We start from the raw sequence: 15,095 nt of genomic DNA on the forward strand, positions 1-15,095 counted from the left end.
TTGTAGAATTGAACGAAAGATAAATTCAAAAAAATTTATAAGTTGGAGTAATGGAGGCGATTTGAAAATCTAGTGTTGGATTAAGAATTGTAATTAAACTTCAAAATGGAAGGGTTACGAAATAAATGACTAATACAAAGATTAAAGAAGAACATGGAAAAAAAGATAAGATTGAAGAGAAGTCTGATTTTAAAAAATCAGTTGTCTATGACACACAGAATTTATCTCTTTGGTATGGTCAAGATAAAGCTTTAAAAGATATCAATTTAAGTATTTATGAAAATGAAGTCACCGCAATCATCGGACCAAGTGGCTGTGGTAAATCTACCTATTTAAAAACTTTAAATAGAATGGTTGAATTAGTTCCAACCGTTAGAACCGAGGGGAGTATATTCTATCGTGATCAAAATATTTTTGATAAAAATTATCCCGTTGAAGAGTTACGAACCCATGTTGGTATGGTGTTTCAAAAACCAAATGTGTTCCCAAAATCGATTTGGGAAAATGTAGCTTATGGTCCAAAAATTCAAGGTATTAAAGATAAAAAAGAGTTAAATCAAATCGTTGAAAAAAGTTTAAAAGGTGCTGCAATTTGGGAAGAAGTGAAGGATCGTATCCATGAAAATGCTTTTGGTCTTTCTGGGGGGCAGCAACAACGATTATGTATAGCACGATGTTTAGCAATTGAACCAGACGTTATTTTAATGGATGAGCCCACATCTGCATTAGATCCTATTTCTACATTAAAAGTAGAAGAGCTTATTCATGAGTTAAAAAAAGAATTTAGTATTATTATCGTTACTCACAATATGCAACAGGCTGCACGGGTATCTGATCGAACTGCGTTTTTTTTAAGTGGTGAAGTAGTGGAATACTCTAATACAAATAAATTATTTTCTACACCAAAAGATAAACGGACTGAAGATTATATCACTGGACGTTTCGGTTAATGGAAGGATTATGGGGTGAACAAAGATGAGACATAAATTTGAAGAAGATTTAAAAACCTTACAAGAATTAATCATCGAATTAGCTGAGAAAACGAAAAAGGCTGTTATTAAAAGTATGGATGCATTTCGAACAGAAAATATTGAAAAAGCATTAGAAGTAATCGATGAAGATGATCGTATCAATAAATTAGAAGAAGAGATAAATGAATTAATCGTTGTCATCATTACTAGACAGCAACCTGTAGCTGTAGACTTAAGAAGGAATTTGACAGCTATTAAGATTTCACATGACCTTGAACGAGTTGGAGATTACGCTGTAAATATCGCGAAGTCGACAATTAGGATACGTGATCGACAAGAAAATTTACCATTGCAAAATATCGAAAAAATGCATGAGCTAGGCATTGATATGTTATCTAGAGCAGTAGATGCATATCGAACAGAGGATTTATATGCGGCTAGAGAAATTGGTGAAATCGATGATCAAGTAGATGATTTATATGGAGAGACAGTTCAATTTTTAATGAAAAGTATCGCCGATTCACCTAATCATGTTACAAATTTAATGCAAATGGCATTTATATGCAGATTTCTTGAAAGAATTGCAGATTACGCAACAAATATAGCTGAGAATATCTATTATCTAGTAAAAGGTAAACATTATTTCTTAAATCAATAAAAATAAAACTAAATTTAAAATCTATTTCGTGCATTAGTTAATTCCAAATTATTGAATTGGAATAGTGAATCTAGATTGCATAGTAGTTTTTTTTTAACACAAACTATTTAGGTAAATTTAAAGTTCAATAATTTGTAGATTAACTAATTTTAATTTGGAGGTATTTTATGAATCGAAGTATTAAACTGATATTTGCATTTTTATTAGTAGCAGTCGTGTTAGTAGGTTGTAATACTCAAAAAAATACAAATAAAAAGAACCAAACTGGTGGCGGAAAATTAAGTGGTACCATTACAGCAGCTGGTTCAACTGCATTACAGCCTTTAGCTGATGAAGCAGCTACAGAATTCATGAGTAATAACCCAAGTGTTTCGATTACGATTCAAGGTGGAGGAAGCGGAACTGGTGTAAACCAAGTAACATCAGGAGCAGTTCAAATTGGGAATTCTGATGTACCAGCTGCTGAAAAACTTAGTGATCCAGCTCTTGCAAAGGATTTAGTTGAAACAAAAGTAGCAGGCATTGGTTATTCGATTGTTGTTAATAAAGATGTGACTGTTACTTCATTAACGTTAAAACAGATCCAAGATATCTTCTCAGGGACAATTACTAATTGGAAAGATGTTGGAGGTAAGGACGAGAAAATAAATGTGATTAATCGTCCAGCTGCTTCTGGGACAAGAGCAGCATTCGAAAAAACGGTGATGAGTGGTGTGAAAATAAACGATTCAGTTGGTACAGTTCAAGATTCAAATGGAGCTGTTGAGCAAGCAATTAATGGTACTCCAGGGACGATTTCTTATTTAGCAAATTCATATCTTGTTGGAGATAAAAAGAATGCTTTAACAATGGTTCAAATAAATGGAAATGATTCTTCAATTGATAATATAACAAATGGAAAATATCCATTTTACTCATATGAGTACATGATTACAAAAGGTGATTTAAAAGACCCTGTAAAAAGTTATATAGATTTTGTTAAAGGCGATGATTTTTCAGCGAAAGTAGAAGAAATGGGCTATATTCCGATGTCCAAAATGGGTAATTTAAAATAATGTTCTAATTCTAAAGGGTGTTCTATATCAAATAAATTTGATTAGGCACCCTTTATTCGCACTAAATTTTTATTAGGAGTTATTTATGAAAATAAGAAAAAAAAATTACTTTGCAAGTGAATACTTAGGAAGAACATTAGTAACATTCTGCGGTATTTTAATGGTGCTTACAACAATTTTAATTATTATTTTTATTGTTAGTAAAGGAATTCAATCATTTACTCAGAGTAATATTTCATTATTTGAAATGCTATTTTCTCCTGAATGGAGCCCTAATGACGCACAAAATCCGAAGTATGGAGCACTAAAATTTATTACTGGTTCAATCTTGGTATCAATTGGGGCAGTCATTATTGCAGCACCAATTGCAATCGCCTTAGCTATTTTTATGAATTATATTTCACCTATCTTTGGAGATAAAATATTAAAACCTGTTTTAGAAATACTTGTAGGTATTCCTTCAGTTGTTTATGGATTTCTAGGTGTAACAATATTAGTGCCGATTATTCGTAATCATATAGGTGGAGTTGGTTTTAGCTTAATCGCAGGAATAATTGTATTGAGTATCATGATTCTTCCAACAATTGCAAGTATCGCATCAGATGCAATTAGAGCAGTACCTAAAGATTATTTAGAGGCTTCTTATGGATTAGGATCTACTCGATGGCAAGCAATTAGTAAAGCAATTGTTCCTGCTGCGACCACTAATGTTTTGACTGGTGTAGTACTTGGTTTAGCTAGAGCTTTTGGCGAAGCTTTAGCAGTTCAAATGGTTATTGGGAATACTCTTCAATTTCCTAAAAGTATTTTTGATCCCACTGTCACACTGACTGGTATTTTAACAATGGATATGGCTAATACGATGAATGGAACCTCTTGGAACAATGCATTATGGTCTTTAGCAATGATTTTACTACTCATTTCATTTTTCTTTATTTTAATTATCCGTTTAATAAGTAAAAGATAAGGGGGACATTTATAATGAATGCTCGAAGTATTGATAAATTATGGACAATCATTCTCTATGTCGTTTCATTATTAATTGTTTTACTACTTATTTATCTACTATGGGAAATTATTTCAAAAGGTTGGGGATTTTGGGATCCAAACTTTTTATTTGGATTACCTAGTAATACTCAAGCTGGAGGAGGAATTGGACCCCAATTATTTAATTCATTTTATATTTTAGTATTAACATTGGCTATTTCTATTCCTTTAGGATTAGGATCAGGAATATATTTGGCAGAATATGCAAAGCCAGGGAAATTTCTAAGTTTTGTACGACTGTGTATAGAAACTTTAGCATCATTACCATCAATTGTAGTTGGATTATTCGGGTTACTTGTATTTGTGACAATGACTGGTTGGGGCTATTCTTTAATTGGAGGTTCTCTCGCGATTACAATTCTAAATCTACCTAGTCTTACCCGTGTATCTGAAACAGCACTTCTAGATGTTCCGAAAAATATTAAAGAAGGTAGTTTTGGATTAGGAGCTACAAAATGGCAAACGATTGTTAAAATTAGTATTCCTACTGCAATTCCACAACTTATCACAGGGATTATTCTCTCAGCTGGCAGAATCTTTGGCGAAGCTGCTGCTCTAATCTATACAGCGGGATTAACAACACCAATTTTAAATTCTGTTGCTCCAATTAACAGCCAAATGAATCCGTATAATATTTTTCGGCCTGCAGAAACATTAGCAGTTCATATATGGAAACTAAATTCGGAAGGAATTGTCCCAGATGCTAAAGAAATTGCTGCAAAGTCGGCTGCGGTATTGATCGTTATGGTCCTATTATTTAACCTTTTAGCTCGGTTAATCGCTAATTTTATTCATAAAAGATATACAGGTACTAAAAGAAAAGTAAAAGTAAAAGAAATTATTTAATTTGATTCAATTGTCACTTCATTCAACATTCTTTCATATGGATCAGATTGACTTACGCAACCATATAGAAACTTTACAGATAGATTTAGTTAAAAAAAATAGCATCCAATGGTTGCTATTTTTTATTAAAGTATTTAGCAATTTAATTTAATAAGAAGAAAAAAATAAGCACATGCTTACTGTTTTTTTAAATTGGCTCTGTTATTGTAAATATCCGAAATCATTAACATTCTTTTTTAACAGACCTAAAATTAAAAAAGTTAAATTAACCATACTAATTATAAGAAAAACTATTAGAGGTGCTTATTTTGTTTCGAATAATATATCAAGTTATTTTAATTGGTTTGTGTTCCATGCTTTTTGGATTTGGCTATAACACTTTTCTTATCCCTCATAAATTGGCATCCGGTGGAGTTACCGGAATTGCAGTTTTGATTCATCATTATATACAAGTAAATACAGGTGTGATTGTTTTCATTATCAATATTCCTTTATTCATTTTAGGTATTAAAAATCTAGGAAAAAGATTTATCCTGTTCACCATTTATTCAGTTGCTGTTTTATCTTTTAGTTTAAAAATAATTCCCATCCATGCAATAACGAATGATATTCTTCTTTCTGCTATAATTGGTGGCGCTCTTTACGGAATATCTGTCGGACTCATTATAAGGATTGGCGGCTCAACAGGGGGAACAGATATCGTTAGCTTAACTCTTTCTAAAAAAAAGAATATGCAGGTGGGATTTTTGAGTGCATGCATGAACCTATTGGTAGTCTGTGCTTCTGGGTTACTATTTGGATGGAATATCACTTTATATACCATTATCACTATCTATGTAGCTGGTCGTGCAGTCGATATGGTATATACAACACAAAACAAATTAACCTTAAGAATCGTCACTGAGAAGGGGGACGAATTAATAGATGCGCTTATTCATTTACATCTAAGAGGGATTACAGTACATAATGCTGAAGGGGCCTATTCACATAAGCCAAAAAAAGTCCTAACAACTGTCATTACAAGATTCGAATTGAATGAAACAAAACATGCCATCAGAATGATTGATCGGAATGCTTTTGTAAACATATCACAAACCCTTGAAGTAATGGGACGGTTCAGGAAAACATAAGTGATTGTTAACAGTAAAGTTTAGTATAAATCATAGGTTCGACATGATTGTCGGCCATTTTTTTGTAATCCACAATTATAAAAATATGTAAATTAGTCATGCTATTCGAATGAACATTACGATCCATTCTATAATGACCTTTGAAATGATACAAATTAGTTAGTTTATACAAAAATTACCATTATTCTTAGTACAAATTAACCATCAATAATCCTCTAAACTATCCGAAAAATAAACTAGTTAGGATTAAATATAGAGAGAGTAAGGGGATATGAATGGGAAATCAACAAGAATATCAAAAGTCAAGAAAACGGTTTAATAGTGTTAAAACGAAATTGATTGCGACAATGACTGTATTGGCGATCGTTCCAATGGCAAGCTTAGGAGTTGTTACAAATCAATACACCCAAAAAGCAATGAAGAAAGATATAGCTGCAAACACTTTGCAAGTTACTGAAGAAGTTAGTCATGGGATTGATAATTTCTTTCTTGGGGTAGAATCTCAAATTAACCTATTAGCGGACAATATAAATTTTACAGAATTTAAGGAAAATCCTAACAACGCGGAATATGGGTCTTATCTTCTTGAAGGAACTTTAAAATCAAGGCAAAATTATCAATCTGTCTACTTTGCTTCAGCTCAAAAAGATTTTCTTTTATCACCTAAACAAGAATTACCTGCTGGTTATGATCCAACAGTAAGACCTTGGTTTACAGATGCTGTATCTGCTAACGGAAAGGTTACAATTTCCGAACCGTATCAAGATGCAACTACAAAGAAGATGGTTATAACTGCATCAAAGGCAGTTATTCATAATGGTGTCATTACTGGTGTTATTGGGATTGATTTAGATATTTCTAAGTTAACTGAAGATATAAATAAGATTGTTATCGGTAAAAAGGGCTATGCGTTTATATTAGCTAGAGATGGTACTGCACTTACATATAACGATCCTAAAGTTATCGGAACAAAGGAGCAAACTAAACTCAAACTTTGGCAAGACATGAAAAATAAAACGAAAGGACATAGTGAATATACATATAAAGGCGAAGGGAAGTTTTCTACATTCTTAACAAATAAACGTACTGGATGGAAAATTGTCTCGACTTTAAAAGAACAAGAGATTAAAGATAGTACAAAGCCTATTACCTATATTTCTAGTATTCTAATGATTATTTTTGCTTTACTTTCAATTGGCGTTGCTTATTTATTTGGAAGAAGTATAGCAAATAAGGTAAATCAAATTCAAAAAGCATTTAAAAAAGCTTCAGAAGGTGATTTAACAACTCGTGTTCATGTGAAAACAAATGATGAATTCAAAGATTTAGAATCAGATTTCAATCACATGATGGAACAACTTTCAACTTCATTAGGTGAAGTTGAAAAATCTTCTATGACTGTATTAAAAACATCTAGTTCACTTGCAGCGATGACTTCTGAAACGACAACAGCAGTTTATGAGGTTACCCAAGCAATCAGTGAAATCGCTAATGGTGCAACACAACAAGCAGATTATGCACAAACTTCTCAAGCTGAAACAAGCCAATTATCAGAACGATTAGATGGTATTTCTAATTCAGTAAATGAAATGTTTGAAATGTCTAAGCAATCAACGGAATTAAGTCATAAAGGTTTAGAACAAGTACAATTATTGACTGAAAAATCGTCTGAGACAAAAGTTTCAACAAGTAAAGTTGACAGCATCGTTAAAGAAGTTGAAAGTCGTATGGAAGATATTAATACGATTCTTGAGACAATTTCCGGTATTACGGATCAAACAAATTTACTATCTCTTAACGCTTCAATTGAATCTGCTAGAGCTGGTGAGCATGGAAGAGGATTTGCAGTTGTTGCAAATGAAGTACGTAAGTTAGCTGAGCAATCAAAAGCATCTGCTATAGAGATAAAACAACTAATTGATAATATCAAATCAGTTGTAAAACAAGCAGTAATCGCAATGGAACAAACTCACCATGTTGTAGGTGAACAAGAGGTAGTTGTAAATGAAACGAAAGTAATCTTTAACGAAATTATTGAGTCAATTAAAGAAATGGTAATGAAGTCAGATCAAGTGAAGGATTCCGTTTTAGAGAGTCAACAAAACAAAGAAATGGTAATGAATGCAATCGAAAGTATTACCGACGTTTCTCAAGAAGCTGCCGCTGGTTCTGAACAAGTTTCTGCAAGTGCTGAAGAAATATCAGCTACAATGGAAGAATTTAGTCGTCACGCTAGTGGATTACAAACACTTTCTGAACAACTAGAAAATGAGATTAAGAAATTTAAATTGAATTAATGCTTTAATGTATACGATATAAAAGTAAAAGACCTAATTAATAAAATAGTTAGGTCTTTTTTTTTTTGAAAAAAACAAGGCTCAATCTTTTATATTTTATTTAAAAATGGAAAAGTCAGAAATAATCATGATTTTTTAAAATTTACTAGTCATTTAATTCATGAAATAAAAGTGAGTGGTATTCGTGAAAGGTTTGAAGATATAAAGGTAAAAAAGAAACCCTAAAAACATTGATATGGATAATCATGTTAATTTCATAAACTATTTTAGTTTCAAAAATGAAATTTAAAAATTTAATATTGATACAAATTTTTTACTTGATTATTTTATTGTAATAATAAGTATTAACATTAAAGATTATTGTAAGTAGAAAAGGGAAAGTATTAAAATGGATTTTTTTAATTAAACTCGAATTACAAAATTCGATCATGAGTCTGGAATAAAATTTACTAAAAAAAAGAGATATTTACTTGTCATTTAGTTGATAAAATGGATTGGAGTGAAACAAGTGAAAGATAAAAAGTATTTAATCGTTATGTTGCCGACAGCTATTATTGTTTTCAGTTTACTTTTTATATTAGACAATGAGTATAGACGTTTTTTGTATTTACCTATAATCCTTGCTTGGATTGTTTACTATGTTTGGAGATATAAAGATAAAAAAAGAAAACCTAGCTAATAATAAATTGTACCCGAATAATAGACACTGAAAAAAGCATCTATTATTCGGGTATTTTTATGACCTAGACATTCAAATACCTTATAAAATTATAAAAATTCTTAAAAAATAGTATTGAAAGTAAGATACGACAAACCAGGTCAGCGTTTGGAACGTTGAATAAATACATCTAATTTCTATGGGAGAAGATGGCCTCTTTTTGTTAATTCCCTTATTTTATCAACATATAAAATATTGAATTTCAAACAAACTGAAAACAACTCAGTATTGAATCCATTTGAAGAAGAAATAATAATTCAAGTTTTTTTATTTACAGATCAAAAAGAGCTTTCGAAATGAATCAATATTCATTTTCCTTATTGACAGTTATTTTCGCGTGCTATAGTATAAAAAATAAATTTCAAATATTAAGTATTTTTAGATATTATCTGCTAGTCTATTAAAAAGAGTGATAATAAGAGAGAAAGTTTTTTAAGTAGTTTTCATCTAAAGGCTTGAGCTATACATATTTCCTGTTTATTAAAAATATAGAGAATGTTAGTTTAGGAGGAGTAAAAATGAAAGCGATTACTGAAGGGGCATTATTATGGGAGCCGACTTTACAGCAAATTGAAAGCGCAGGTGTTAGTCAGTTTATTAAATGGCTAGAAAAAGAAAAAAATCTAGTCTTGACCACGCAGAATGAATTATGGAAGTGGTCTGTTGAAGAACTTGAATCCTTCTGGGAAAGTGTTTGGAATTATTGTAATGTGATTTCTCATGCACCATATGAGCAAGTTCTTGAATCAAGAAAGATGCCTGGTGCTAAATGGTTCACTGGATCCAAAATTAATTATGCTGAACATGTATTTCGAAATTTTAATAGCAATAAGTCTGCGTTAATTTTTCAATCAGAAATTACTCCGAAAACAGAAATTAGTTGGGATGAACTAAAGGAAAAAACTGGCTATGTTGCAAATTCATTAAAAAAATTAGGTGTAAAACCTGGTGATCGTGTAGTTGCTTGTATGCCTAATATCCCTGAAACAATCATTGCCTTTTTAGCTTGTGCAAGTATAGGTGCGATTTGGTCAAGCTGTTCTCCTGATTTTGGAACAAGTAGTGTAATTGATCGATTTAAGCAAATTGAACCGACGATTTTATTTGCTATTGATGGATATTCGTATAACGGAAAAGTTCAAAATAAATTAACAAGTGTAGATGAACTGAAATCTGAACTCCCTACATTAAAGAAAACAATTTTGGTACCTTATATTAGCGATGATTGTGAATTCGAATTAGATGATCAAACAATGCTTTGGAGCGGATTATTTGAGGGAAGTAGTGAGTTAACCTTTGAATGTGTTTCATTTGATCATCCACTTTGGATATTGTTCTCTTCTGGGACAACGGGATTACCAAAGCCAATTGTTCAAAGTCAAGGTGGGATTTTAATTGAACAACTTAAGACCTTAGTAATTGAACAAGGAATTAATCAAGATGATGTCATATTTTGGTTTACTACTACAGGCTGGATGATGTGGAATCAGTTAGTCGGTGGTCTTTTATCTGGAAGTACAATCTTACTTTATGATGGTAGTCCATCATTTCCTAGCTTACATGTATTATGGGATCTCGCCGAGGCTGTAGGTGTGACATTCTTTGGTACAAGTGCAGGTTTCTTGAGTGCATGTGAGAAATATGGGATAAAACCAAAGGATAAAAATAATTTTTTGAAATTAAAAGCGATCTGTTCTACTGGTTCACCGCTTTCTGTAGAAGGTTTTTCGTGGGTGTATGAAAATATAAGAGATGATATATGGCTTGTTTCAACAAGTGGAGGTACAGATGTTTGTACAGCATTCGTTGGTGGTTCACCGATCTTACCTGTATATGCTGGGGAGATTCAAGCACGTTCTTTAGGTGCGTATGTTCAATCTTTTGATGACGAAGGAAAACCTGTAACTGATGAAGTAGGTGAACTAGTCATAACTGCTCCTATGCCATCAATGCCGCTTTATTTCTGGGGAGATACGAATAATGAAAGGTATCTAGAAAGTTATTTTGAAGTATATCCAGGCATTTGGAGACATGGAGATTGGATTAAAATTGATAAAAAAGGAAGTTGTATTATATTTGGACGATCAGACTCGACAATCAATCGATTTGGAGTTCGCCTAGGGACCAGTGAAATCTATCGTGTTGTTGAATCACTGGATGAAATAATGGAAAGCTTAGTAATTGATTTAGAGCTTCTTGGACGAAAATCATTTATGCCAATCTTTGTCGTGTTAAAAGAAGGATTTAGTTTGACGAATGAATTAAAAGAAAAAATAAAAACTGAAATTAAACAAAAAGTATCTCCAAGATTTGTACCAAACGAAATTTACGAAGTAGAGCAAATTCCGAAAACATTGAGCGGAAAGAAATTAGAAGTACCAATTCGAAAAATACTACTAGGCTTTTCACCTGAAAAAGTAGTTAATCAAGGATCAATGGCTAATCCTGAATCATTGACGTTTTTTATTGAGTTAGCACAAATGATTAATGAGTTAGAATAATTGTTTGCCAACTGTCTATACCTCTAATTAACTTATAAGTAATAAAACTAAAGAACCATCTCTTTACTAAGATGGTTCTTTTCAGAGTGTTGAAATATATATCGGTCAATATGAAAAAAGCTCATTAAGAGAACATTAGAAAAATGAATTATATTCTTAAAGATGAAGCTTTTTTTGAATTTGTTGTTCAAACTGATTCATAATTTGTTTTAAGTAAAAGATGGTTAGATCCTTTAAAATGAATATTTTTTTGAAGGATAAGTTTATTGGAACGAAAGGATGCTCGACTCCTATGGGAGATGCGGAAAGGCTGAGACCCCGCAGGCTTGCCGAGGAGGCTCAGGTTTCGCCCCATGGAAAGCGAGAATCCTGTAGTGGAAATGAACAACACTCAACTTCCTTTACAAAAATTTGGTCATTAGTTGACAAGATTATTTTTTAACAACGTGAAAAGAACCATCTTTGGTAGAGATGGTTCTTTTTATTACAGTTTTGCGAAAAGCATGATCGGTTATTTTGCAGGGTATTGTTAATTATTGTCGAAAGTAATTAGGATAGTAATATATTACTAGTTGAAAAGAATGCATAAAACATTTATTTGATATTGTTATGGAGGAAAGAACATTGAAAGATGAAAAAATTGTGATAGGTGCTAATACAAACTATCCACTTAAAGGGGTATTGAGCCTTCCAAGTTTAACTGGCGAATTAGTTCCTGCTGTAGTAATAGTTCATGGGTCTGGTCCAAGTAATATGGATGGAAAAGTTTTTAATAATCACCCATACAAAGACATTTCTAATGGATTGTCAGACAAAGGAATTGCCGTTCTACGATATGATAAGAGAACGTTAGTATATGGTAAAGAAATGAAAAAGGACGCAGGTATATCTGTAAAAGAAGAAACCATTGAAGATGCAATTCTTGCTGCAAATTTCTTACGAAACGATTTGCGTATCGATCCAAACAAAATATTTATTATCGGTCATAGTTTAGGAGGTATGTTAGCTCCAAGAATTGATGCTGAAGGGGGAAATTTTGCAGGATTAGTAATAATGGCTGGATCACCTCGTAAATTAGAAGAAATAATAATGGATCAAAATGAAATGATATTAAACTCATTAAACAAGTTTTTAAGATGGATTGCTAAAAAACAAATAGCAGCCTTATCATCAAAATTTGAAAACATCTATAACTTAAGTGATGAAGAGGCAAAATTAAAATCAGTTTTAGGGAGAAACATAAAAGCTTATTACTTTAAAGAAATGGGTGAACATCCAGCAACAAATTATCTTAATTCATTCGAAAAACCAATCTTATTCCTACAAGGTGAAAAAGATTTCCAAGCAACAGTAGAAAAAGATTTTAATGAATACAAAAAAATAATGGATGATAAGCCTAATTCAACTTTTAAACTTTATTCTAACTTGAATCATATGTTTATGCCTTCTATTTATGGAGAACTATTAAAAGCAAAAAAAGTGTATAAGGTTGCTCAACATGTAGATAAAGAAGTTATAAATGATATTGCCGATTGGATTTTATCATTATAAAACGAATGTTGGAAAGAATAGAAAAAAATACTTTATAAAGATTTTAGCGAGGATCGAAACTAAATGAAAAATTATGATTATCACCATTTAAATCATGTTAAGGAACAACTTAAATCAAAGAAAACACTATGGACTACTTTTTTTCTAACCATATTTTTTACAGTTGTTGAAATTGTTGGGGGAATCAAGTCGCATTCTTTGGCTCTTTTATCAGATTCTGCTCATATGTTATCTGACGTAATCGCCTTAGGGTTAAGTATTACTGCTATCTATTTAGCAACGAAAAACCCAAATAAGAAATATACATATGGTTATCTAAGATTTGAAATAATAGCGTCCTTTCTAAATGGACTTGCCTTAATCATTATTGCGATTGGAATTTGTATTGAAGGAATCAAACGAATAATCAATCCAACTGACATTGATTTACATATCATGTTAATTGTTTCATCAATAGGGTTACTTATAAATATTATACTTACTTATATCCTAATTCGGAGTATGAGAGTAGAAAACAATTTGAATGTTAAAAGTGCACTTTGGCATTTTATTGGTGATTTATTAAACTCAATCGGTGTTATCATATCTGGAGTAATCATTTATTATACAAACTTTACAATTATTGATCCGATTATCAGTATGGTCATTAGTGTTGTTATCTTTATTGGTGGTTTAAAAATTACACGTGAATCCTATCAAATTTTAATGGAATCTGTTCCAAATCAATTTGATCTTGATTTAATTCGACAAGATATAAAACTGATTGAAGGTGTCGAAGATGTTCACGAAATGCATCTATGGAGTATTACAACAGAACATTATTGTATAACAGCTCATATATTTTTAAGTAAAGATTGCCAATCCTTTCTAACTGTTGCATCGATTAACCAGTTATTGAAAGAGAAATATGGCCTTTTACACGCAACAATACAGGTTGAACACCCATCGATTAATGAGCATGGGGAATATGGAAAGGAATTTTTGGAACATCAATAAAATCTTTATTCGTCGAAGGAATCTTTTCGCAAAATTAAATAATGACTTTATCTTAAATGAGCCTTAATTGGCTCTTTTTGTTTGAATTTGAATCATTTTACTACTTTAAAAGTATTTAAATTGGAAGTATTTGTCATAAAAGTATTTTTAATTATCGAAATCTTTTTAAAATTATACTATACTTTTGATAACGATTCCTATAGTTAGCATGATCAGTTTTTGAGAATGAAACGATTAAAATATTAAGTTAAGTCATTATTTTGCTTTTAAACATCTAATGATTATTTTAATAAACTAATAGAGTTTAAGGAGATTAAAAAAATGAGAAACGAAAAAATGCATCCTGATATCGAAAATATCATTAAAAATATCGAAAATGTAATGATTGGAAAGAGAAACGTAGTCGAACTAAGTTTAGTAGCCCTTCTTACAGGGGGACATGTTTTATTGGAAGATGTTCCGGGTGTAGGGAAGACAATGATGGTAAAATCACTTGCCAAATCTGTTAATGCAACTTTTCGTAGAATTCAATTCACCCCAGACTTGTTGCCTTCAGATGTAACAGGAGTATCTATTTATAATCAAAAAGAGATGGAGTTTCAGTTCCATCCAGGACCTTTAATGGGAAATATTATCCTAGCTGATGAAATTAACCGAACATCTCCAAAAACACAGTCTGCACTATTAGAAGGTTTGGAGGAAGCAAGTATAACGATTGATGGGAAAACCTATGAACTACCAAAACCATTTTTTGTAATGGCGACACAAAATCCAATTGAATATGAAGGAACATATCCACTTCCTGAAGCACAGCTAGATCGATTTTTGTTAAAGATTTCAATGGGTTATCCGACTATCGATGAAGAATTAGAAATATTAAATAGGTTCCAAAAGATCCCTCCAATTGATCAGTTAAAACCTGTTATTGATATTGACGGTTTATTATTTCTTCAAAGTGAAATGAAGAATGTCTTTATCGATGAATCGATTAAACATTATATCGTTAGTATCGTAAATCGTACGAGACAAGACGAGAATGTCTATTTGGGTGCAAGCCCAAGAGGTTCACTCGCACTAATGAAAGCGGGACAAGCATATGCATTCATATACGGACGTGATTATGTTTTACCGGATGATATTCAATATTTAGCACCATTTGTACTGTCCCACCGAATTATCTTAAATTCAGAATCAAAATTTGAAGGAATTACCGCTGAAAGAATTATTAAAAATATTGTTAAAACTATTTCAGTACCTGTTCAAAGGAAAGTGAAATTATAATGAAAAGGCAATTACGTATCCTCAATAAAGCCAGGAAATACCTA

At 31.7% G+C, this 15,095-nt stretch carries 12 protein-coding genes; all 12 read left to right on the forward strand.

Translation table 11 applies throughout. The features are described from left to right. The first annotated feature begins 125 nt into the window (after positions 1-125). The 12 genes from pstB (at position 126) to B7R67_RS07155 (ending at position 15,051) form a co-directional block, all read left to right on the forward strand. Positions 126-950: a phosphate ABC transporter ATP-binding protein PstB gene (pstB, locus tag B7R67_RS07105; RefSeq protein WP_088068928.1), complete on the forward strand. Its 825-nt coding sequence runs from the start codon at positions 126-128 to the stop codon at positions 948-950. A 25-nt stretch (positions 951-975) separates the two neighbouring features. Beyond that, entirely contained in the window at positions 976-1,629 is a 654-nt protein-coding gene (gene phoU, locus B7R67_RS07110) for a phosphate signaling complex protein PhoU (RefSeq protein ID WP_088068930.1), read from the forward strand. 167 nt (positions 1,630-1,796) lie between these two features. Further along, on the forward strand, positions 1,797-2,684 hold the full coding sequence (locus tag B7R67_RS07115; protein ID WP_088068932.1) for a phosphate ABC transporter substrate-binding protein PstS family protein: 888 nt from the start codon (positions 1,797-1,799) through the stop codon (positions 2,682-2,684). 85 nt (positions 2,685-2,769) lie between these two features. Continuing rightward, on the forward strand, positions 2,770-3,651 hold the full coding sequence (gene pstC, locus B7R67_RS07120; RefSeq protein ID WP_088068933.1) for a phosphate ABC transporter permease subunit PstC: 882 nt from the start codon (positions 2,770-2,772) through the stop codon (positions 3,649-3,651). Between the two features lie 14 nt (positions 3,652-3,665). Beyond that, entirely contained in the window at positions 3,666-4,577 is a 912-nt protein-coding gene (gene pstA / locus B7R67_RS07125; RefSeq protein WP_088068935.1) for a phosphate ABC transporter permease PstA, read from the forward strand. 308 nt (positions 4,578-4,885) lie between these two features. Further along, positions 4,886-5,707 carry a YitT family protein gene (locus B7R67_RS07130; RefSeq protein ID WP_088068937.1) on the forward strand — a complete coding sequence of 274 codons (822 nt, stop codon included), beginning with the start codon at positions 4,886-4,888 and terminating at the stop codon, positions 5,705-5,707. A gap of 275 nt (positions 5,708-5,982) precedes the next feature. Then, the gene (locus B7R67_RS07135; RefSeq protein WP_088068939.1) at positions 5,983-8,004 is read left to right on the forward strand and encodes a methyl-accepting chemotaxis protein; all 2,022 of its coding nucleotides are present in this window, start codon (positions 5,983-5,985) and stop codon (positions 8,002-8,004) included. A 508-nt stretch (positions 8,005-8,512) separates the two neighbouring features. Continuing rightward, a complete protein-coding gene (locus B7R67_RS22060) occupies positions 8,513-8,683 on the forward strand; it encodes a hypothetical protein (RefSeq protein ID WP_158095045.1) in 171 nt (56 codons plus the stop codon). Between the two features lie 557 nt (positions 8,684-9,240). After that, positions 9,241-11,223 carry an acetoacetate--CoA ligase gene (locus B7R67_RS07140; RefSeq protein ID WP_088068941.1) on the forward strand — a complete coding sequence of 661 codons (1,983 nt, stop codon included), beginning with the start codon at positions 9,241-9,243 and terminating at the stop codon, positions 11,221-11,223. A gap of 624 nt (positions 11,224-11,847) precedes the next feature. Continuing rightward, positions 11,848-12,774 carry an alpha/beta hydrolase family protein gene (locus tag B7R67_RS07145; RefSeq protein ID WP_208615633.1) on the forward strand — a complete coding sequence of 309 codons (927 nt, stop codon included), beginning with the start codon at positions 11,848-11,850 and terminating at the stop codon, positions 12,772-12,774. Positions 12,775-12,837: 63 nt separating this feature from the next. Next, entirely contained in the window at positions 12,838-13,770 is a 933-nt protein-coding gene (locus B7R67_RS07150; protein WP_088068945.1) for a cation diffusion facilitator family transporter, read from the forward strand. A gap of 321 nt (positions 13,771-14,091) precedes the next feature. Further along, positions 14,092-15,051 (forward strand): AAA family ATPase, encoded by a 960-nt coding sequence (locus B7R67_RS07155; RefSeq protein ID WP_088068946.1) that lies wholly within the window; start codon positions 14,092-14,094, stop codon positions 15,049-15,051. The last annotated feature ends 44 nt before the right edge of the window (positions 15,052-15,095 follow it).

Source organism: Gottfriedia luciferensis (assembly GCF_002156865.1).
Lineage (GTDB): Bacteria > Bacillota > Bacilli > Bacillales > Bacillaceae_G > Gottfriedia > Gottfriedia luciferensis.